This window comes from Micromonospora inyonensis (assembly GCF_900091415.1).
Taxonomy (GTDB): Bacteria; Actinomycetota; Actinomycetes; order Mycobacteriales; family Micromonosporaceae; genus Micromonospora; species Micromonospora inyonensis.
Genome location: NZ_FMHU01000001.1, coordinates 969,159 through 989,028, shown reverse-complemented (window position 1 = coordinate 989,028; position 19,870 = coordinate 969,159). Strand labels below are relative to the sequence as shown.

The window sequence follows — 19,870 nt, the reverse complement described above, 5'->3', positions numbered from 1 at the left end:
CGCCCGGCACGCGGATCCGTGCCATCGGCCGACGGTGCCCGGTTTCGGGTGCCGTCGGCCTTTTTCGTCCCGGGATCACTCGGTAGGCTGCACACCCATGCCTGCTCCGGTCTCCCTGGACGACAAGCCCGCCGCGTCGCGGCTGACCCTCCTGTTCCGGGCCGGCCTGGCGGTCGCCGCGCTCGCGGCGTTGCTGCTGCTGGTGGCCGACGGCAACGGCCTGCTGCGCGTCGCCGCCGTGCTGGCGATCGTCGCCGTGGCCATGATCAATACTCCGGTCGCGCTCCGCCCGGACACCGCCGCCGAGGTGCGGCAGCTCGCCGACGAGATCGACGAGTTGCGGGCCGAACTCGCCGCCGTCGCCCACTCCGCCCGTCCGGCCGCCGATCCGGCCCGTTGGCCCGTCGAGCCGGCGGCGGCCCGGAACGACGAGGCACCGGCCGCCGGGCAGCCCCGGGCGGGGCGGGCGAGGGTGCCGGTGGCCGGGACCGTACCGGTCCGGCCCGCCGCCGACGAGCCGGAGCTGGAGGACGCGGGACCGGTCCACGGCCCGCGCCGGGCCGCCGCGACCGACCACCGGCGGGCCGAGCCCGCGTCAGGTCGCCGCCGGGTCGGGGAGCCGGAGGACGACCGCGGGCCGGCGGAGTCGGAGCAGGAGCGCCGTCGGGTCGGGGAGCCGCAGGGCGGACGCCGCCGCACGGACGACCCGGAGGACGGTCGCCGCCGGACCTCGGAGCCGGCAGCGGGACGCCGCCGGGCGGCCGAGCCGGACGGGGAGCCGTTCCCCGACCACCGGACGGGCGGGGACTGGTACGCCGACCAGGAGCCGGTCGCCCGGCCCCGGGCCACCTCCCGGTACGCCTCCGAACGCGCGGCGGGCGGGGTGTACGGCGGGTCTGCCCGCTCCGACGGACCCGACGTCCGGCCCGGAGCCGCGCCCGGTCCGGAGGCACCGCCCCGTCCGGTCGGCGTGGTACGGCACACCGAGACCGTCCACGTGACCACCCGGCACACCGTCGTGGACGGCACCCCGGACCCGGGGCCGGGCGGTTACGGCCGGTGGACGTCTCGGGAGGAGCAGCCCTGGTCGGGGCATGCCCCGGAGCAGGCCGACCGGTGGGACGGCTACCCGTCACGGGAGGACCATCCCCGGCCGGACCCGGACTGGCGCACGTCGGCCGGAGGCCGGTGGGCGACCGTCCGCGACGACGAGCACGGCCGGGAACTGCGGATGGGCGAGCGGCGGGCGGCGCTGCACGCCGACGGCGACGGCACCGAACTGCGGGTGGAGGACCACTGGGCGGCCGTCCGGCGCCCCCGGCGCGGGCACCCGGACGACGGCTACGACCGGGACGAGCCGCACGGGGCCGGTCCGGAGTACCCGCGCCGGGACGGCCACCGGCCCGACCCGGACCGGGCCCTGCCGCCGGGCGGCGTTCCGGTGCCGGAGCAGTGGCGGCCCGTGCGGGGCGACCGTGCGGCGGACGGGCGGTCGACGCCGCACCGGTCCGGGGAGGGGACCGGCTGGCCGGCGCCCCCCGCCGAACCCGAGTGGTCGCCGCGCCGCGATCGGCGGCAGGACGACGACTGGCCGGAGCCCTCGCCCCGGGGCCGGCGGGCGGAACCCGAGCCGGGCCGGTACGGCCGGTCCCGCGAGCACGAGAGGAGCGTCGACGACGTTCCGGAACGCTGGCGCTGACCGGGCTCCCCGCCGGCTGCCTGCTCCCGCCGGGCCAGCTACCCGCTCCCGCCGGCTACTTGTCGATGTCGCCGACCACGAAGAACATCGAGCCGAGGATCGCCACCAGGTCGGGGACCAGGCAGCCGGGGAGCAGGGTGGCCAGCGCCTGCACGTTGGCGTACGACGCGGTGCGCAGCTTCAACCGCCACGGCGTCTTCTCGCCCCGCGAGACCAGGTAGTAGCCGTTGATGCCGAGCGGGTTCTCGGTCCAGGCGTAGGTGTGCCCCTCGGGGGCCTTGACGACCTTCGGCAGCCGGGTGTTGACCGGCCCGGTGAGCCGGTCCACCCGGTCCAGGCACTGCTGGGCGAGGTCGAGTGAGACGTACACCTGGTCGAGCAGCACCTCGAAGCGGGCATGGCAGTCCCCGGCGGTACGGGTGACCACCGGCACGTCCAGCTCGCCGTAGGCCAGGTAGGGCTCGTCCCGGCGCAGGTCGAGGTCGAGCCCGGAGGCGCGGGCCACCGGTCCGGACGCGCCGAACGCGGCGGCGTCGGCGGCGGAGAGCACCCCGACCCCGACGGTACGGGCCAGGAAGATCTCGTTGCGCCGGATCAGGTGGTCCAGGTCGGGCAGGCGGCGGCGTACCTCGTCGATGGCGGCCCGGGCGCGGCTGGTCCAGCCCGCCGGCACCTCCTCCTTGAGCCCGCCCACCCGGTTGAACATGTAGTGGATCCGGCCGCCGGAGACCTCCTCCAGCACCGTCTGGAGCGTCTCCCGTTCCCGGAAGGCGTAGAACATCGGGGTGATCGCGCCGATCTCCAGCGGGTACGAGCCCAGGAACATCAGGTGGTTGAGCACCCGGTTCAACTCGGCGAGCGCGGTACGCAGCCAGACGGCCCGCTCCGGCACCTCCAGCCCCATCAGTCGTTCGACGGCGAGCACCACGCCCAGCTCGTTGGCGAAGGCCGACAGCCAGTCGTGCCGGTTCGCCAGCACGATGATCTGCCGGTAGTCGCGGACCTCGAAGAGCTTCTCGGCCCCCCGGTGCATGTAACCGACGATCGGCTCGCAGGCCACCACCCGTTCGCCGTCGAGCACCAGCTTCAACCGGAGCACCCCGTGGGTGGACGGGTGCTGCGGGCCGATGTTGAGCACCATGTCGGCGGTGTCCAGACCGGTCCCGGTGCCGACGGTCAACTCACGCAGGCTCCCGGCGTCGGTGGTCATGCCGGACATCGTGCCACGGACGCGGGTCAGGGGGCCGGCGACGGGGCGGAGACGGCGGGTGCCAGCGGCGGCGCGGGGATGCCCACCGGTTGCAGCAGCCACCAGTGTCCGCCCAGCCCGGCCGGGTCGGTCAGCTCGGTGACCGCGGAGGCGGCGGCGAGGGCGCGGACGTACCCGGCCGGGTCGGTGGCGGCGAGGGCCAGCGGCGGTCGGCCGCCGTCGGCCCCGAGTGCCCGCAGCGCCTCCCGCTGGCGGAGCAGCGTGTACGGCGTACCGGCCACCGCCGAGCCGGCGACGCCGACCGCGTCCACGGCGACGTGTGCGGTGAGGTCGCAGGACCCGTCCGGCACCGGTGGCACCTGCCGCCCGGCCCGGTAACCGGTCAGCGTCCCGTCGAACGGGCGCCCGGAGCGCAGGTGACCGTAGTCGACGGCCAGGGCGAGTCCCCGGTCGACGGCGCGTACGGCCGCCGCCCAGGCAACGTCCCGGGTCCGCCCGATCTCGGCCCGCCCGCCGGGGGACGCCGGCCACCAGGTCGCCAGCCAGTCGGCGTCGGCGGGGTCCACCGGCCCGCCGACCGACTCGACGCCGGCCGGGTCGACCAGCACCGTACGCCAGCCGTCGTCGGTGGCCACCACGACGTCCAGCGGCACGTTGTCCAGCCACTCGGTGGCCAGCAGCAGTCCGGTGATCCCGTCCGGTACCCGGTCCCGCCAGTCGACGGTGGGCGACAGCCCGGCGGGCCGGGGGGCCACCTCGACCGCCGTCAGCCGGAGCCGGTCGACCAGCGCCGGCACGCGACCGCCATCTCCGGTCGAGTGGTCGTCCGTCGACAGGTCCCGGGGGGCGGCTGCCCGACGCGCGGGTCCGCCGCGGTCCGCTGCCCGGCCGGCGAGCTGGGCGAGGGTGGTGAGCAGTTCGCCCCGGCCCGCGCCGACGTCGACCACGTCCAGCCGGCCGGGATGGCCGAGCGCCGCGTCGACCCTCTCGACCAGGCGCAGCAGCGCCCCGCCGAACACCGGGGAGGCGTGCACGCTGGTCCGGAAGTGCGCCGCCGGGCCGGTGCCGGCCACGAAGAAGCCGGTGGGGCCGTAGAGCGCCGTGGTCGTAGCCGCCCGCCAACCGGTGCCCATCAGTCCGTCCGGGGTTCAGGTGGGGTCACCGGGCCGACCCTACGGGTCCATCGGTCCGTCCGTTCCGCACCCGGGACGGGCCGGACCGTGCCGGTGAACGTTTTCACACCTGTCTGTGCCGTCCGCTGACCACGGCGCATACTTGCGCTTGACCGGTACCCCACCTTCGAGGACTGGATCAACGCCATGAGCGCATCCCTGCGCCCGCGCCCCGGCGCGCCCACCGGCGCTGCCCCGTCGGGCTCCGTTCCCGTCTTTCCCCGTCACCTCACCGTCGGCGTGATCGGTGCCGGTCGGGTCGGTGCCGTCCTGGGCGCGGCACTCACCGCCGCGGGTCACCGGGTGGTCGCCGCCGCCGGTGTCTCCACCGCCTCCACCGCCCGGATCGCCCGGCTGCTGCCCGACGTCCCGCGCCGCCCGGTGCTGGCGGTCGCCCGGGCCGCCACCGACCTGCTGCTCGTCGCGGTCCCGGACGACGCGCTCACCGCCGTGGTGACCGGCCTCGCCGAGAGCGGCGTCCTCCGCCCCGGGCAGGTGGTCGCGCACACCTCCGGCGCGCACGGGCTGGACGCGCTCGCCCCGGCGGCCGAGGTGGGTGCCCGGCCGCTGGCGCTGCACCCCGCGATGACCTTCACCGGTACGCCCGACGACCTCGACCGCCTGCCCGGCGTCTCGTACGGGGTGACCGCGCCGCCGGAGCTGCGGGTGCTCGCTGCCCGGCTGGTCGCCGACCTCGGTGGCGTGCCGGAGTGGATCGCCGAGCCCGACCGGCCGCTCTACCACGCCTCCCTGGCCCACGGCGCGAACCATCTGGTCACCCTGGTCAACGAGGCGGCCGACCGGCTGCGTGACGCCGGGGTGGAGGAGCCGGCACGGGTGCTGGCCCCGCTGCTGCGGGCCGCCCTGGAGAACGCCCTGCGACTCGGGGACGACGCGTTGACCGGCCCGGTGTCGCGCGGTGACGCGGGCACCGTCGCGCGGCATCTCGACCGGTTGACGGCGACCGCCCCGGACTCGGTGGACGCGTACCTGGCCCTGGCCCGGCGCACCGCCGACCGGGCGATCGCCGCCGGGCGGCTCCGCCCGGTCGACGCGGAGTCGCTGCTCGGGGTGCTGGGCGGCATGCGACGGGAGGCGGTGGCGTGACCACGGTGGTGCCCACCCGCGCGGAACTGGCCGCGGCGCGGGCCGCCCTGACCGGCACGGTCGGGGTGGTGATGACCATGGGTGCGCTGCACTCCGGGCACGAGTCGCTGCTGCGGGCCGCCCGCGAGCAGGCCGATCACGTGCTGGTGACGGTCTTCGTCAACCCGTTGCAGTTCGGCCCGAACGAGGACTTCGACCGGTACCCGCGCACCCTCGACGAGGATCTCGAGGTGTGCCGGCGGGCCGGAGCGGACCTGGTCTTCGCCCCCTCGGTGGCGGACATGTACCCGGACGGGGCACCCGGGGTGCGTCTCGACCCGGGCCGGCTCGGCGGCGAGCTGGAGGGGGAGAGCCGTCCCGGCTTCTTCCACGGGGTGCTCACCGTGGTCCTGAAGCTGCTCCAGCTCACCCGGGCCGACCTCGCCTTCTTCGGCGAGAAGGACTACCAGCAGCTCACCCTGGTCCGGCGGATGGTCCGCGACCTCGACGTCCCGGTCCGGGTGGTCGGCGTGCCGACGGTCCGCGAGCCGGACGGGCTCGCCCTGTCCAGCCGTAACCGCTACCTTTCCCCGGCCGAGCGGGTCGCCGCGCGGAGCCTGTCGGCGGCGCTGCACGCGGGCTCGCTGGCCGCCTCCGACGGCGCGACCGCCACCGACGTGCTGGTCGCGGCCAACGCCGTCTTCGGCGACCGGTCGGACGTGGACCTGGACTACCTGGTCCTCACCGACCCGGATCTGGAACCGGGTCCGGTCGCCGGCCCGGCCCGGCTGCTGGTCGCGGCCCGGGTCGGCACGACGCGGCTCATCGACAACATGGCGATCCGGCTCGCCCCCCGATGACCACCCCTCCCGGGCCGGGCCGGTCCGGCGACGAGACGCGGGCCGGCACGGCCCCGAACCCCCACCCGGGCTGGTTCGCCCGGACCCGACCGTGAGAGGCAACCCGATGTACCGCACCATGCTGAAGTCGAAGATCCACCGGGCCACGGTGACCCAGGCCGATCTCCACTACGTCGGCTCGGTGACCGTGGACCAGGACCTCCTCGATGCCGCCGACCTGCTTCCCGGCGAGCAGGTGGCGATCGTGGACATCACCAACGGCGCGCGGCTGGAGACCTACGTCATCCCCGGCGAGCGGGGCAGCGGCGTGATCGGCATCAACGGGGCCGCCGCGCACCTGGTGCACCCGGGTGACCTGGTCATCCTCATCTCGTACGGGCAGATGGACGACGCCGAGGCGCGGACGTACCAGCCCCGGGTGGTGCACGTCGACGCCGACAACCGGATCATCGAGCTGGGTGCCGACCCGGCCGGGGTGGCCCCGGGGATGGTCGGCGACCCGGTGCGCGGGGACCTGGTGGCGGTCCGCTGACCACATCGGCCGTCCGGGCCGCACCGGGGCGGGTGTCCGGTTACGGCCCGCGCATCCGCTCTGTTACCGGAGGGTCATTTCTGGTTACCCTTACCGCGCGCCGTCGGGCGATGGCTGCTGGCTGGGGAGGCCGCGATGCGCCGTGCGAGGAGGAGCCTGGCCGCGTTGTCGTTGACGGCCACCCTGCTGGCCGGCTGTGCCGACGCGGGCGGGCTGGACGGCGACCTGGTCGACGACTGGGCGGCGCTGGCCGCGCCGGGGCCGTTCCTGCCGCCGGCCGGGGTCTGCCAGGTGGCCGACTTCGCCGACGTGGTGCCACTCGCCACCTTCGATCCGGTGGACTGCGGCGTGCCGCACCGGGTCGAGACCGCCCACGTGGGCACCTTCCCGCCGGCGGTCACCTCGGCTCCGGCCGTCGACTCACCGGCGATGCGGGCCGCGTTCGCCGACTGTGACACCCGCACCTCGGCGTACGTCGGTGACGAGTGGCGGGTGGGGCGGCTGCGGCTCAGCGTGGCGCTGCCGTCGAGGGGCGGCTGGGCGGCCGGTGCGCGCTGGTACCGGTGCGACGTGACCGAGGTCGACACCGTCGAACGGGCCGGCCGGACGGTGCAACGCACCGGGAACCTGCGGGACGCCCTGAAGGTGGCCTCCCCACTGCGGCTGGGCTGCCAGAACGCGCGTACCGGCGCGCAGTTGGGCGTGCAGACGGTCACCCCGACCGACTGCGCCAAGGCGCACAACGCGGAGTTCGTCGGGGTGTGGAAGGCCCCGGACACCCGGTACCCGGCGAAGGCCGCCGACTGGGCCCCGGTCTACACCGGCTGCCGGTCGGTCCTCGCCCGCTACGCCGGCCTGCCGGTCGACGACGACCTGCGGTTCCGCACCGACGTGGTGGTACGCCCACCCGGTGCGGCCCGCTGGAAGGCCGGTGACCGGGGCGTCCGCTGCTATCTCTGGCTCAGCGACCGCACGGTGACCCGCTCGCTCCGGGGGGCCGGTCCGGCCGGCCTGCCCGTCCGTACCCGCTGACCGTCCCCACGGCCCTGTAGACGGAGAGCTTGCGGCTGTCCGCCCCGATTGGTTTGCAGGGGTCCCCTGCTCGCGGCTTTTGTGTAGGAAGGGTCCCCTGCAACCACCGCAGCAACCACCGCAACCCGGCGCGCAACCACCGCAACCGCCCGCGAGTGCGCAGGTCGGGTGAAGGGTCGGCCGCGCCACTCGCGTCGGCCCCCGGTGCTGCGCGAACCGGGCCGGCGCGGTTGACTATGCCCATGGAGCTGTCGACCGTCGCGCTGCCCAGCGTCCCCGAGATGCTGGCCGCGCCCGCGCCCGGCTGGGTCGAGACCACCGACGTGATCGTGGTCGGGTCCGGGATCGCCGGGCTGACCGCCGCGCTGCACCTGCGGGAGGCGGGGCTGCACGTCACGGTCGTCACCAAGGTGGACATCGACGAGGGCTCGACCCGCTGGGCGCAGGGTGGCATCGCCGCGGTGCTCGACCCGGCGGACACTCCGGACGCGCACGCGTACGACACCGAGGTCGCCGGGGTGGGGCTCTGCGACCCGGCGGCGGTGCGGGTGCTGGTCAAGGAGGGGCCACCCCGGCTGCGGGAGCTGATGCGGATCGGGGCGGAGTTCGACCGGAACCCGGACGGCTCGGTGATGCTGACCCGTGAGGGCGGGCACCGGGCCGACCGGATCGTGCACGCCGGCGGGGACGCCACCGGCGCGGAGGTGCAGCGGGCGCTGCACGCCGCGGTCTGCCGCGACCCGTGGATCCGCCTGGTGGAGCACGCCCTGGTGCTGGATCTGCTCCGGGCCCCGGGGGACGGCCCCGGCGGGCTCGGTCGGGCCTGCGGGATCACCCTGCACGTGCTGGGCGAGGGGAGCGAGGACGGCGTCGGTGCGCTCCTGGCCCGCGCGGTCATCCTGGCCACCGGCGGCATGGGGCAGATCTTCGCGGCGACCACCAACCCGGCCGTGTCGACCGGGGACGGTGTCGCGCTGGCCCTGCGGGCCGGGGCAGCCGTGACGGACGTGGAGTTCGTCCAGTTCCACCCGACCGCGTTGATCGTCCCGGAGCACGCCCGCATGCCCGGGGCCGGGCACGCCCAGCAGCCGCTGGTCTCCGAGGCGCTGCGTGGCGAGGGCGCGTACCTGGTCGACGGGGACGGCAAGCGGTTCATGGTGGGGCAGCACGAGCTGGCCGAGCTGGCTCCCCGTGACGTGGTGGCCAAGGGCATCCACCGGGTGCTGCTGGCGACCGGCGCGGACCACGTCTACCTCGACGCCCGGCACCTGGGCGGCGCGCACCTGGCCCGCCGCTTCCCGACCATCGTGGCCTCCTGCCTGGCCATCGGCGTGGACCCGGCGACCGACCTGATCCCGGTCGCCCCGGCGGCCCACTACGCGTCCGGCGGTGTCCGCACGGACCTGCGCGGCCAGACCTCCATCCCCGGCCTGTACGCCTGCGGCGAGGTGGCCTGCACCGGAGTCCACGGGGCCAACCGGTTGGCCAGCAACTCGCTGCTGGAGGGGCTGGTCTTCTCCCGACGGATCGCCGAGGACATCGCCCGCGGCCTGCCCGAGCAGGCGCAGCCCGCACCGACCGGCGCGTGGCGGGGCGGGGGCGGCTGGGTCGTGCCGCCGGAGGTGACGCCGGTGCTGCAACGGGCGATGACCCGGGGGGCGGGGGTGCTCCGCTCGGCGGGGACCCTGGCCGCGACGGCGGAAACGCTGACCGAACTCGGCGCGGGCCGGGGCGAGCCCCGCACCGTGAGCTGGGAGGCGACGAATCTGGTCACGGTGGCGTCGACGCTGGTCGCCGCCGCGTACGCCCGTCGGGAGACCCGGGGTTGCCACTGGCGGGAGGACTTCCCGGCGGCCGACCAGACGTGGCGCGGCCACCTGGTCGGCTCGATCGCCGCGGGCGGTCGGCTGGCCCACCGGTGGGAGGAGTCCGGGTGAACACGCGGAGCGAGCCGATCCGGCGGACCCCACGGCCCGTGAACCGAGGAGTCCCCGTACGGAGTGAGCCCATCCTGCGAACCCCGCAGTCGCGAACCGAGGAGGCCCGATGAGGGAGTGGACGGAGCAGTCGCTGCGGGAGGCCGGGCTCAGCCCGGCGGAGGTCCGACGGGTCGTCGAGTCCGCCCTGCGTGAGGATCTCGGCGCCCAGTTCCGGGACGTCACGAGTCTTTCCACCATCCCGGCCGAGCAGGTCGACACGGCCGATCTGGTGGCCCGGGCGGACGGGGTGGTCGCCGGGCTGGCCGTCGCCGCGGCCGTGTTCGAGATGGTCGGCCCGGTGACCGGCGACCACCGTACGGTCGAGGTGTCCCTGGTGGCCGTCGACGGCGCGCGGGTGGCGCGCGGCGACGTGCTGGCCACGGTCACCGGCCCGACCCGCTCGCTGCTCACCGCCGAGCGGACGGCGCTCAACCTGCTCTGCCGGATGTCCGGGGTGGCCACCCACACCCGGGCCTGGGCGGACGCGCTGGCCGGCACGAAGGCGATGGTGCTGGACACCCGGAAGACCACCCCGGGGCTGCGGTCCCTGGAGAAGTACGCGGTGCGGGCCGGCGGTGGCACCAACAAGCGCATGGGCCTGCACGACGTCGCCATGATCAAGGACAACCACAAGTTCGCGGCCGGCGGGATAGCCGCCGCCTACCGTCGGGTCCGGGAGGCGTTCCCCGAGGTGCCGGTGCAGGTGGAGGTGGACACGCTGGCCGAGGCGGTGGAGGCGGTCGAGGCCGGCGCGGACTTCCTGCTGCTGGACAACATGACCCCGGCGACGCTGACCGAGGTGGTGGCCGCGGTGGGGGACCGGGCCGAACTGGAGGCGACCGGTGGCCTGACGCTGGACGTCGCCGCCGAGTACGCCGCCACCGGCGTCGACTATCTGTCGGTGGGCGCGTTGACGCACTCCTCGCCGATCCTGGACATCGCCCTGGACCTGCGGGCGGCGTGACCGCTTCCGGCGTTGTCTAGGCTGCGTGCGTGCTGCTCTGCATCGACATCGGAAACACCAACACCGTGCTGGCCACGTTCGACGGCGACCGGCTGGTGCACTCCTGGCGGATCAAGACCGACGCCCGGTCGACCGCCGACGAGCTGGGCCTGATGTTCCGGGGCCTGCTCGCCGGGGACGCGGTGGAGATCACCGGGGTCGCCGCCTGCTCCACGGTGCCGGCCGCGCTCCGCTCGCTGCGGACCATGCTGGCCCGTTACTACGGGGACCTGCCCAGTGTCGTCGTCGAGCCGGGAGTGCGCACCGGGGTGCAGCTGGCCATCGACAACCCCAAGGAGGTCGGCTCGGACCGGGTGGTCAACACGCTCGCCGCGTACACCCTCTACGGCGGGCCGTCGATCGTGGTGGACTTCGGCACCACCACCAACTTCGACGTGATCAGCGGTCGGGGCGAGTTCCTGGGCGGGGCGTTCGCCCCGGGTATCGAGATCTCGTTCGACGCCCTCGCGGCCCGGGCGGCCCAGCTGCGCAAGGTCGAGGCGACGAAGCCCCGGTCGGTGATCGGCAAGAACACCGTGGAGTGCCTCCAGTCCGGCCTCTACTTCGGCTTCGCCGGCCAGGTGGACCGGATCGTCGAGCGGATGACCGAGGAGTTGGGCGAGGTCAAGGCGGTGATCGCCACCGGCGGGCTGGCCTCGTTGGTGATCAACGAGTGCCGCACCATCACCCACCACGAACCGATGATCACCCTGATCGGTCTCCGGATGGTCTACGAGCGCAACGTCTGAGGTCGTCGAAGGACCGCCCGGCGGCACCGTAAGGGCCACCCGTCGCGGGGGCCGCCGACGCGTCCGTCGCGGGGGCCCGCCGACCTCAGTGCCGGCGCGCGCGGAGCACCAACGTCCGGTACGGCAGGACGAGGGTCTTCTGACCGGACAGGACGGCGTGGGAGCGGAGCAGTTCGCGTAGTTCCCGGTCGACCCGTCGCCGGTGCTCCGGCTCCGCGGTCAGGTAGTGCGAGCGGGTGCGGACCATTCCGCGGCGGCCGTGCCGAACGACAGCGCGTGGGTGGGATCGGCCATGGCGGCAGGTTATCGAGTGCCGGCCCCCGGAGGGGCTTGAGTAGGCTCGTGCCTTGGACCCACCCGATTTCTCCCGCTGAGGAAGCATGCCGTGACCGAGCAGAAGCCCGTGCCGATCGATCCCGCCGACGACCTTCCCGAGCAGATGAAGGTCCGCCGGGAGAAGCGTGACCGGATGCTCGCCGACGGCGTCGAGCCCTACCCGATCGGCTACCCCCGGACCAGCACCCTGGCCGTGGTCCGCGAGAAGTACGCCGACCTGCCCACCGACACCGCCACCGGCGACCGGGTCGGGGTCACCGGCCGGGTGATCTTCGTACGGAACACCGGCAAGCTCTGCTTCGCCACCCTGCGGGACGGGGACGGTACGGAGTTGCAGGCGATGCTCTCGCTCGACCGGGTCGGCGCCGAGCGGTTGGACGACTGGAAGCGCCAGGTCGACCTGGGTGACCTGGTCGGGGTCACCGGCGAGGTGATCACCAGCCGCCGGGGCGAGTTGTCCGTGCTCGTCGAGCAGTGGGCGGTGACCGCCAAGGCGCTGCGCCCGCTGCCGGTGGCGCACAAGCCGCTCAGCGAGGAGGCCCGGGTCCGGCAGCGGTACGTCGACCTGATCGTCCGACCGCAGGCCCGCCAGATGGTGCGGACGCGGGCGGCGACGGTGCGCAGCCTGCGCGACTCGCTGCACGGCAAGGGATTCATCGAGGTCGAGACCCCGATGCTCCAGCTCCTCCACGGTGGGGCTGCCGCGCGCCCATTCGTGACGCACAGCAATGCGTTGGGTACGGATCTCTATCTGCGAATCGCCCCGGAACTGTTTCTCAAGCGGGCGGTGGTGGGCGGCGTCGACCGGGTCTTCGAGATCAACCGTAACTTCCGTAATGAGGGCATCGACTCTTCGCACTCGCCCGAGTTCGCGATGCTCGAGGCGTACGAGGCGTACGGCGACTACGACACGATGGCCGCGCTCACCCGGAATCTGGTCCAGCAGGCGGCGATCGCGGTCGCCGGGTCGACCACGGTGACCCACGCCGACGGCCGGGAGTTCGACCTCGGCGGCGAGTGGCGCTCGGTGACGCTCTTCGGTGTTCTTTCCGAAGCGCTCGGTGAGGAGGTCACCGTCCGCACCGACCACCCCCGTCTGGTGCAGTACGCGGAGAAAGTCGGTCTCTCCGTCGACCCCAAGTGGGGTCCGGGCAAGCTCGCCGAGGAACTCTTCGAGGAACTGGTGGTGCCGGGCCTCCAGGAACCGACCTTCGTGCGGGACTACCCGGAGGAGACCAGCCCGCTCACCCGGGGCCACCGGGACGAGCCCGGCCTGGCCGAGAAGTGGGACCTCTACGTGCTCGGTTTCGAGCTGGCCACCGCCTACTCCGAGCTGGTGGACCCGGTTGTGCAGCGGGAACGGCTGGTCGCCCAGGCGGCGCTGGCGGCCCGGGGGGACGACGAGGCCATGCGGCTCGACGAGGACTTCCTGCGGGCCATGGAGTACGGAATGCCGCCGGCCGGGGGTATGGGAATGGGAATCGACCGGCTGTTGATGGCCCTGACGGGCCTGGGAATTCGGGAAACGATCCTCTTCCCCTTGGTGCGCCCGGAGTAGCGAGGCTACCCGTGTCGAATCCCCCGTCCTATTGACGGGGTGAGCATCATGCCCGCTATTGTGCTCTTGTTAGCAGGAGAACCTGCTCGAAAGGAATGGCACGTGGCCAAGCAGATCATTCACAAGCTGGTCGATGACCTGGACGGCGGAGACGCCGACGAGACCGTCAAGTTCGCGCTCGACGGCGTTCAGTACGAGATCGACCTCTCCAACAAGAACGCCGAGAAATTGCGGGAGCTATTCGCCCCCTACGTCGCGGCCGGCTCGAAGGTCGGTCGAGGGGGCGTGGTGGTGGGTGGCCGGGCCGCGCGCGGCCGGGGTGGCGCCACCGCGGACCGGGCGCAGAACAAGGCGATCCGGGACTGGGCGAAGCGGGAGGGGCGGGAGATCTCCGACCGGGGGCGTATCCCACAGGAGATCGTCGACGAGTTCCACGCGAAGGCCGGCCACTGACGCCGACCTCGACTCCAGCGACACCGACGCCGGCCCGGAGCACCCGCTCCGGGCCGGCGTCGGTTCGTCGTCCGACCTGCCCGTGGTGGGTCGGGGACCGCCGGGACGGGCGGTCCGTGCCGCTGGGAAGGAATCCGGCGGAACGGACGTTGTCCACAACCGGTGGAGGAGTTTTCCACAGCCTGTGGAGAGCCGTCCGGGGGCCTGAGGGCTTCTCCAACCCCTCCACCGGCCCGCAGAATTTCGCTCTGCGCGTACAGGGCAGGTGCCCGGAACACCTCCTGAGCGTGGACGGTTGGGTAAAACGACGCGTAACCGGCACCCGGCGGAGACACACGACCTCAGCGGAGTCGGCTCGCGGCGATAGAGTAAGGAGGCACGGACGCCCACCCCGGTCGTCCGCGCACCGGCCCCGCCAAGAATCTTGACCACCAAGATCGAGTGCGCACGGCACGTGAGGAGCACGAGGGCATGTTCGAGCGGTTCACCGACCGAGCGCGACGGGTTGTCGTCCTGGCCCAAGAAGAGGCCCGGATGCTCAACCACAACTACATCGGTACGGAGCACATCCTGCTGGGCCTGATCCACGAGGGTGAGGGTGTCGCGGCAAAGGCCCTGGAGAGCCTCGGCATCTCCCTGGAGGGCGTCCGTCAGCAGGTCGAGGAGATCATCGGCCAGGGCCAGCAGGCGCCGAGCGGGCACATCCCGTTCACGCCGCGGGCCAAGAAGGTGCTGGAGCTGTCGCTGCGCGAAGCGCTCCAGCTCGGCCACAACTACATCGGCACCGAGCACATCCTGCTCGGCCTGATCCGGGAGGGCGAGGGCGTCGCCGCCCAGGTGCTGGTCAAGCTCGGCGCCGACCTCAACCGGGTCCGCCAGCAGGTGATCCAGCTCCTCTCCGGCTACCAGGGCAAGGAACCCGCCGCCGCGGGCACCGCCACCGGCGAGGCCGCGCCGTCGACCAGTCTCGTGCTGGACCAGTTCGGCCGTAACCTCACCCAGGCCGCCCGCGAGGGCAAGCTCGACCCGGTGATCGGGCGCGAGAAGGAAATCGAGCGGGTCATGCAGGTGCTGTCCCGCCGTACCAAGAACAACCCGGTCCTGATCGGTGAGCCCGGCGTCGGCAAGACCGCCGTGGTGGAGGGGCTGTCCCAGAAGATCATCAAGGGCGAGGTGCCCGAGACGCTGAAGGACAAGCAGCTCTACACCCTCGACCTCGGTGCCCTGGTGGCCGGCTCCCGCTACCGCGGTGACTTCGAGGAGCGCCTCAAGAAGGTGCTCAAGGAGATCCGCACCCGCGGCGACATCATCCTCTTCATCGACGAGATTCACACCCTGGTGGGTGCGGGTGCCGCCGAGGGGGCGATCGACGCCGCCAGCATCCTCAAGCCGATGCTGGCCCGGGGTGAGCTCCAGACCATCGGTGCCACCACCCTCGACGAGTACCGCAAGCACCTGGAGAAGGACGCCGCGCTCGAGCGGCGGTTCCAGCCGATCCAGGTGGGTGAGCCCTCGCTGGCCCACACCATCGAGATCCTCAAGGGTCTGCGTGACCGGTACGAGGCGCACCACCGGGTGAGCATCACCGACGCCGCCCTGGTGGCCGCCGCCACCCTGGCCGACCGGTACATCTCCGACCGCTTCCTGCCGGACAAGGCGATCGACCTGATCGACGAGGCCGGCGCTCGGATGCGGATCCGCCGGATGACCGCGCCGCCGGACCTGCGCGACTTCGACGAGCGGATCGCCCAGGTCCGCCGGGACAAGGAGTCCGCGATCGACGCGCAGGACTTCGAGCGCGCCGCCCAGCTCCGCGACAAGGAGAAGCAGCTCCTTGGGCAGAAGGCCCAGCGGGAGAAGGAGTGGAAGGCGGGCGACCTGGACGTCGTCAGCGAGGTTGACGACGAGCAGATCGCCGAGGTCCTCGGCAACTGGACCGGCATCCCGGTCTACAAGCTGACCGAGGAGGAGACCTCCCGCCTGCTGCGCATGGAGGACGAGCTGCACAAGCGCGTCATCGGCCAGGAGGACGCGGTCAAGGCGGTCTCGAAGGCGATCCGGCGTACCCGGGCCGGCCTGAAGGACCCGAAGCGGCCGTCCGGCTCGTTCATCTTCGCCGGTCCGTCCGGTGTCGGTAAGACCGAGCTCTCCAAGGCGCTCGCCGAGTTCCTGTTCGGCAGCGAGGACGCGCTGATCCAGCTCGACATGTCCGAGTTCCACGACCGGTACACCGTCTCCCGGCTCGTCGGCGCGCCTCCCGGCTATGTCGGCTACGACGAGGGTGGGCAGCTGACCGAGAAGGTGCGGCGTCGGCCGTTCTCGGTGGTCCTCTTCGACGAGATCGAGAAGGCCCACCCGGACGTGTTCAACACGCTGCTCCAGATCCTGGAGGACGGTCGGCTCACCGACGGTCAGGGCCGGATCGTGGACTTCAAGAACACGGTCATCATCCTGACCACGAACCTCGGTACCCGGGACGTGGCCAAGGCGGTGTCACTCGGCTTCCAGGCGTCGGAGGACTCCGAGTCCAACTACGACCGGATGAAGCAGAAGGTCAACGACGAGCTGAAGCAGCACTTCCGGCCCGAGTTCCTCAACCGGATCGACGACACCATCGTCTTCCACCAGCTGCGCCAGCAGGAGATCCTCTCGATCGTGGACATCATGATCGCCCGGATCGAGACCCAGCTGCGCAACAAGGACATGGGCCTGGAGCTGACCGACAACGCCAAGAAGTACCTGGCCACCAAGGGCTTCGACCCGGTGCTCGGTGCCCGTCCGCTGCGTCGCACGATCCAGCGCGACATCGAGGACAACCTCTCCGAGCGGATCCTCTTCAACGAGCTGACCCCCGGTCAGATCGTGGTGGTGGACTGCGAGGGCGACCCGAACAACGTCGACAAGTCCAAGCTGGTCTTCCGTGGCGCGGACCGGCCGGTCGACGTGCCGGACGCTGTCCCGGCCGACCTCGGCGGCACTGCCGCCACGGGTGCGGACGAGGCGGCGTAACGGTCGGGTTCCCCGACGGGTCTCACCACCTGCGGAACCGGCGAACAACCGAAGCGAGGGCCCGGCGGCACAGCCGCCGGGCCCTCGCCCATGTCACCCCAGGTGTTTGCAGGGGTCCCCTGCTACCGCTTTTTTGATGAGCAGGGGTCCCCTGCTACCGCTCTGTGCGGAGCAAGGGCCCCCTGCAACCACGCCCGTCCGGCAGCACGTCGCCTGGCGACCGCTCTCCGGCAACGCCTCAGGTGAGCGGCTGGCCGGCCGGTGCGGGAGCGTCGCCGACGAGTCGGTAGGCCGCTTCGCCGGCCGGTTCCACCAGCCCGTCGGTGACCAGCCCGGCCAGTGCCCGCGACCGTTGCACGTCGTCGGCCCAGACCTGGTCGAGCCGGGGCCGGGGCACCGGGCCGGTGGCTTCCCGCAGCACTGCGAGCAGCAGCCCGCGTACCTGCCGGTCGGTGCCGGCGTACCGCTGCGGGCGGCGCGTCGGCCCGGTCGGTGCCTCCTGGCCCGAGGCGCGCCATGCGCAGACCGGTTCCACCGGGCAGACCGCGCAGCGCGGTGACCGGGCCGTGCAGACCACCGCCCCCAGTTCCATGAAGGCCGCGCTCGCCAGGGCGGCGGCGGCCGGCTCGACCGGCAGCAGTTCCTCCGTCGCCACCAGGTCGGCTGGGCGGGTGGTCGGGCCGGCGTCCGGCTCCCCGGCCACCGCCCGGGCCACCACCCGCCGGACGTTGGTGTCCACCACCGGGTGCCGCTGCCCGAACGCGAACGCCGCTACTGCCCGCGCGGTGTACGTCCCCACCCCGGGCAGGGCGAGCAACTGGTCCAGCCGGTCTGGCACCTCGCCACCGTGGCGGTCCACCAGGGCCACCGCGCACTCGTGCAGGCGCACCGCCCGGCGGGGGTAGCCCAGCCGTCCCCACATCCGGATCGCGTCCGCAGGGCTCTCGGCGGCCAGGGCGGCCGGCACCGGCCACCGGGCCAGCCACGCCTCCCAGACCGGCAGCACCCGTACCACCGGGGTCTGTTGCAGCATCACCTCGCTGACCAGGATCGCCCAGGGGCTCACGTCGGGGCCGCGCCACGGCAGGTCGCGGGCGTTCTGCTCGTACCACCGGCTGACCCGGTCGGCGAAACTCTGCTCTGTCATCGCGTCGCCGATGATGTCATGTCCGGCACGTCCCGCAGCGTGGGCGGTCGGGCGGTTGCCGCTTGGCCGTTTCCGCTGGTCGGGGAGAATGCCGGGATGAACGAGCTCGCGATCACCGTCATCGGCCAGGACCGGCCCGGCATCGTGGCCGACGTCGCGGAGGTGCTCTCCGGGCTCGGCGCGAACCTCACCGACTCGACGATGACCCGGTTGCGCGGTCACTTCGCGATGACCCTGGTCTGCGTCGGCCCGACCGCCGCCGAGGTCGAGGCCGCGCTCGGCCCGCTCGCCGCCGACGGTCAACTCCTGGCGAGCGTACGGACGGTCACCCCGGACGGCGTCACGGCTCCTCCCGGCGAGCCGTACGTGATGGCGGTACACGGGGCGGACCGGCTCGGCATCGTCGCGGCGACGACCCGGGCGTTGGCCGACGTCGGCGGCAACGTCACCGACCTGACCACCCGGTTGACCGGGGAGCTCTACGTGGTGGTCGCCGAGGTCGACCTGCCGCCCAACGCCGTGGACCAGTTGCGGGAGCGGCTCTCCCGTACGGCTGCCGACCTGGGCGTCGAGGTGACTCTCCGGCCGGCCGACCCGGATCTGCTGTGACCGCGCAGGTCACCGGCCTGGACGGCTGGACACCGGAGGCGCTCGGGGTGCCGGGTGAGGTACGGCCGGTGGTGGCCGCGCCGCACACGGTGCTCAGCCGGACGGGGGCGGAGGTCGACGCCACCTCCGACGAGGTGGTACGCCTCGCCGCCGATTTGGTCGCGACGATGCGGGTTTCGCCGGGCTGTGTCGGGCTGGCCGCGCCGCAGATCGGGGTCGGGGCCCAGGTGTTCGCCGTCGACGTGACCGGCCACCCGAAGTCGGTGACCGTGCACGGCACGTTCGTGCTCTGCAACGCCCGGGTGGTGGAGGCGAGCCGGTGGAAGGCCGGGCGGGAGGGGTGCATGTCGGTGCCCGACCTCACCGGTGACGTGAAGCGGGCCAGCCGGCTGGTGGTGGAGGGCACCCTGCCCGGCACGGGCCGTCAGGTGCGGATCGCCACCGACGGCTTCGAGGCCCGCGCCCTGCAACACGAGATCGACCACTGTGCCGGCCTGCTCTTCCTCGACCGGGTTGCCGGCGCGCACGCGGTCTACCAACGCAAGGTCTACCTCTGAAGGGCGAGGAGTTGGCACGGTGAGCCGCTGCCGTCCCGGCGCGTCGCGCCCGGTCGGGGAGCGCTGCGCCGCTACGGTGGGGACATCATGCGTCTGACGGTTGGCCCCCTGCCGCCCGCCGTGTACTGGCGGCGTCGTGCCGTCGTACTTGGAGCGGGGATCCTGTTCCTGATTGTCGTGCTCTACTCGTGCTCCGGGTCGAGCGACAAGACCGCGAGTCCGGAGCGGTCGCCCACCCCGACACCGTCGGCAGGTGACCCGACCGGTTCCGTGCTGACTCCTCAGTCAGGCGAGCCGCCAGCGTCCGCCGGGCCCGGCGCGCCGGGCGGTGGAGGCCCGGCCGGTGGCGGTCCGGGTGACGGTGGTGGTCCGGCGGCGACCAGTGGCGCGCCGGTGGGACCCGGGGACCCCATCGTGCCGGCGGGGGGTGCCGGTGCGTGCACCGACGCCGAGGTCTCGGTGACCCCGGTGGTGGCGCCCGCCTCGGTCCGCTCCGGCGGTACGGTCGACCTGCAACTCAGGATCAGGAACACCTCGGACCGGACGTGCACCCGGGACGTCGGCGCCGACCTCCAGGAACTCTTCGTCAAATCGGGCGCGGAGAAGGTGTGGTCCTCCGACACCTGCGGCACCGCCAAGGGCTCGGACGTGCAGTCCTTCACCCCCGGCTTCGAGCGGTCGTACCAGGTGACCTGGAACGGGCTGGACACCACGAAGTGCGCCAACGGCCTGGCGAGCGGAAAGCCGGCACCGCCCGGGACGTACCAGGTCTTCGGACGGCTCGACGCCAAGCTCAGCGCCCCGGTGAAGCTCACCGTCGTGGACTGATCCGGCCGGACGTTCTCAGCGGGTGGAGCTCCGGCCGAACGTCCTCGGCGG

Annotated in this window: 18 protein-coding genes; 14 read left to right on the top strand and 4 right to left on the bottom strand. The window is 73.1% G+C overall.

The features are described 5' to 3' along the window. Positions 1 to 97: 97 nt before the first annotated feature. Positions 98 to 1,699 (top strand): hypothetical protein, encoded by a 1,602-nt coding sequence (locus GA0074694_RS04435; RefSeq protein ID WP_091452829.1) that lies wholly within the window; start codon positions 98 to 100, stop codon positions 1,697 to 1,699. Between the two features lie 55 nt (positions 1,700 to 1,754). On the opposite strand, the gene GA0074694_RS04430 is transcribed toward GA0074694_RS04435, so the two are convergent. Together GA0074694_RS04430 and GA0074694_RS04425 are read right to left on the bottom strand one after the other, a co-directional pair. Further along, entirely contained in the window at positions 1,755 to 2,918 is a 1,164-nt protein-coding gene (locus GA0074694_RS04430; protein WP_176737772.1) for an NADH-quinone oxidoreductase subunit D, read from the bottom strand. A 17-nt stretch (positions 2,919 to 2,935) separates the two neighbouring features. Continuing rightward, the gene (locus tag GA0074694_RS04425) at positions 2,936 to 4,042 is read right to left on the bottom strand and encodes an SAM-dependent methyltransferase (RefSeq protein WP_091452825.1); all 1,107 of its coding nucleotides are present in this window, start codon (positions 4,040 to 4,042) and stop codon (positions 2,936 to 2,938) included. Between the two features lie 186 nt (positions 4,043 to 4,228). On the opposite strand from GA0074694_RS04425, the gene GA0074694_RS04420 reads away from it, so the two are divergent. From GA0074694_RS04420 to GA0074694_RS04390, 7 genes are all read left to right on the top strand, one after another. Continuing rightward, entirely contained in the window at positions 4,229 to 5,188 is a 960-nt protein-coding gene (locus GA0074694_RS04420) for a Rossmann-like and DUF2520 domain-containing protein (RefSeq protein WP_091452821.1), read from the top strand. Further along, entirely contained in the window at positions 5,185 to 6,027 is an 843-nt protein-coding gene (panC, locus tag GA0074694_RS04415) for a pantoate--beta-alanine ligase (protein WP_091452818.1), read from the top strand. The genes GA0074694_RS04420 and panC overlap by 4 nt, the downstream gene beginning before the upstream one ends. Positions 6,028 to 6,133: 106 nt before the next feature. Continuing rightward, complete coding sequence (gene panD / locus GA0074694_RS04410; RefSeq protein WP_091452815.1) at positions 6,134 to 6,559, top strand: aspartate 1-decarboxylase; 426 nt, start codon at positions 6,134 to 6,136, stop codon at positions 6,557 to 6,559. A 135-nt stretch (positions 6,560 to 6,694) separates the two neighbouring features. Continuing rightward, the gene (locus tag GA0074694_RS04405; protein WP_091452812.1) at positions 6,695 to 7,591 is read left to right on the top strand and encodes a septum formation family protein; all 897 of its coding nucleotides are present in this window, start codon (positions 6,695 to 6,697) and stop codon (positions 7,589 to 7,591) included. A 242-nt stretch (positions 7,592 to 7,833) separates the two neighbouring features. Continuing rightward, positions 7,834 to 9,528 (top strand): L-aspartate oxidase, encoded by a 1,695-nt coding sequence (locus tag GA0074694_RS04400; protein WP_091452808.1) that lies wholly within the window; start codon positions 7,834 to 7,836, stop codon positions 9,526 to 9,528. Between the two features lie 109 nt (positions 9,529 to 9,637). Continuing rightward, complete coding sequence (gene nadC, locus GA0074694_RS04395; RefSeq protein ID WP_091452805.1) at positions 9,638 to 10,534, top strand: carboxylating nicotinate-nucleotide diphosphorylase; 897 nt, start codon at positions 9,638 to 9,640, stop codon at positions 10,532 to 10,534. A 29-nt stretch (positions 10,535 to 10,563) separates the two neighbouring features. Next, the gene (locus GA0074694_RS04390) at positions 10,564 to 11,322 is read left to right on the top strand and encodes a type III pantothenate kinase (RefSeq protein WP_091452801.1); all 759 of its coding nucleotides are present in this window, start codon (positions 10,564 to 10,566) and stop codon (positions 11,320 to 11,322) included. A gap of 85 nt (positions 11,323 to 11,407) precedes the next feature. Here the strand turns inward: GA0074694_RS04390 and GA0074694_RS31375 are convergent, their stop codons facing one another. After that, a complete protein-coding gene (locus GA0074694_RS31375) occupies positions 11,408 to 11,569 on the bottom strand; it encodes a hypothetical protein (RefSeq protein ID WP_176737771.1) in 162 nt (53 codons plus the stop codon). Between the two features lie 138 nt (positions 11,570 to 11,707). Between GA0074694_RS31375 and lysS the strand changes: the two genes are divergently transcribed. From lysS to GA0074694_RS04375, 3 genes are all read left to right on the top strand, one after another. Then, complete coding sequence (lysS, locus tag GA0074694_RS04385) at positions 11,708 to 13,216, top strand: lysine--tRNA ligase (protein ID WP_091452798.1); 1,509 nt, start codon at positions 11,708 to 11,710, stop codon at positions 13,214 to 13,216. A gap of 102 nt (positions 13,217 to 13,318) precedes the next feature. Then, on the top strand, positions 13,319 to 13,669 hold the full coding sequence (locus GA0074694_RS04380; protein WP_091452795.1) for a histone-like nucleoid-structuring protein Lsr2: 351 nt from the start codon (positions 13,319 to 13,321) through the stop codon (positions 13,667 to 13,669). A 471-nt stretch (positions 13,670 to 14,140) separates the two neighbouring features. Beyond that, the gene (locus GA0074694_RS04375) at positions 14,141 to 16,678 is read left to right on the top strand and encodes an ATP-dependent Clp protease ATP-binding subunit (RefSeq protein ID WP_091452791.1); all 2,538 of its coding nucleotides are present in this window, start codon (positions 14,141 to 14,143) and stop codon (positions 16,676 to 16,678) included. A 238-nt stretch (positions 16,679 to 16,916) separates the two neighbouring features. Here the strand turns inward: GA0074694_RS04375 and GA0074694_RS04370 are convergent, their stop codons facing one another. Then, positions 16,917 to 17,825 carry an HhH-GPD family protein gene (locus GA0074694_RS04370; RefSeq protein WP_091452789.1) on the bottom strand — a complete coding sequence of 303 codons (909 nt, stop codon included), beginning with the start codon at positions 17,823 to 17,825 and terminating at the stop codon, positions 16,917 to 16,919. Between the two features lie 96 nt (positions 17,826 to 17,921). On the opposite strand from GA0074694_RS04370, the gene GA0074694_RS04365 reads away from it, so the two are divergent. From GA0074694_RS04365 to GA0074694_RS04355, 3 genes are all read left to right on the top strand, one after another. Further along, positions 17,922 to 18,434 carry a glycine cleavage system transcriptional repressor gene (locus tag GA0074694_RS04365; protein ID WP_091458652.1) on the top strand — a complete coding sequence of 171 codons (513 nt, stop codon included), beginning with the start codon at positions 17,922 to 17,924 and terminating at the stop codon, positions 18,432 to 18,434. Further along, complete coding sequence (locus GA0074694_RS04360) at positions 18,431 to 18,991, top strand: peptide deformylase (RefSeq protein WP_091452786.1); 561 nt, start codon at positions 18,431 to 18,433, stop codon at positions 18,989 to 18,991. The genes GA0074694_RS04365 and GA0074694_RS04360 overlap by 4 nt, the downstream gene beginning before the upstream one ends. A gap of 87 nt (positions 18,992 to 19,078) precedes the next feature. Continuing rightward, the gene (locus GA0074694_RS04355; RefSeq protein WP_091452781.1) at positions 19,079 to 19,819 is read left to right on the top strand and encodes a hypothetical protein; all 741 of its coding nucleotides are present in this window, start codon (positions 19,079 to 19,081) and stop codon (positions 19,817 to 19,819) included. Positions 19,820 to 19,870: the final 51 nt, after the last annotated feature.

Bases quoted from the DNA above. Each gene is read 5' to 3' on its own strand.
- GA0074694_RS04355 (WP_091452781.1), top strand. From the start codon at position 19,079: ATGCGTCTGACGGTTGGCCCCCTGCCGCCCGCCGTGTACTGGCGGCGT.
- GA0074694_RS04400 (WP_091452808.1), top strand. From the start codon at position 7,834: ATGGAGCTGTCGACCGTCGCGCTGCCCAGCGTCCCCGAGATGCTGGCC.
- GA0074694_RS04435 (WP_091452829.1), top strand. From the start codon at position 98: ATGCCTGCTCCGGTCTCCCTGGACGACAAGCCCGCCGCGTCGCGGCTG.
- GA0074694_RS04375 (WP_091452791.1), top strand. From the start codon at position 14,141: ATGTTCGAGCGGTTCACCGACCGAGCGCGACGGGTTGTCGTCCTGGCC.
- GA0074694_RS04370 (WP_091452789.1), bottom strand. From the start codon at position 17,825: ATGACAGAGCAGAGTTTCGCCGACCGGGTCAGCCGGTGGTACGAGCAG.
- GA0074694_RS31375 (WP_176737771.1), bottom strand. From the start codon at position 11,569: ATGGTCCGCACCCGCTCGCACTACCTGACCGCGGAGCCGGAGCACCGG.
- GA0074694_RS04420 (WP_091452821.1), top strand. From the start codon at position 4,229: ATGAGCGCATCCCTGCGCCCGCGCCCCGGCGCGCCCACCGGCGCTGCC.
- nadC (WP_091452805.1), top strand. From the start codon at position 9,638: ATGAGGGAGTGGACGGAGCAGTCGCTGCGGGAGGCCGGGCTCAGCCCG.
- GA0074694_RS04425 (WP_091452825.1), bottom strand. From the start codon at position 4,042: ATGGGCACCGGTTGGCGGGCGGCTACGACCACGGCGCTCTACGGCCCC.
- GA0074694_RS04365 (WP_091458652.1), top strand. From the start codon at position 17,922: ATGAACGAGCTCGCGATCACCGTCATCGGCCAGGACCGGCCCGGCATC.
- panD (WP_091452815.1), top strand. From the start codon at position 6,134: ATGTACCGCACCATGCTGAAGTCGAAGATCCACCGGGCCACGGTGACC.
- GA0074694_RS04405 (WP_091452812.1), top strand. From the start codon at position 6,695: ATGCGCCGTGCGAGGAGGAGCCTGGCCGCGTTGTCGTTGACGGCCACC.
- GA0074694_RS04430 (WP_176737772.1), bottom strand. From the start codon at position 2,918: ATGTCCGGCATGACCACCGACGCCGGGAGCCTGCGTGAGTTGACCGTC.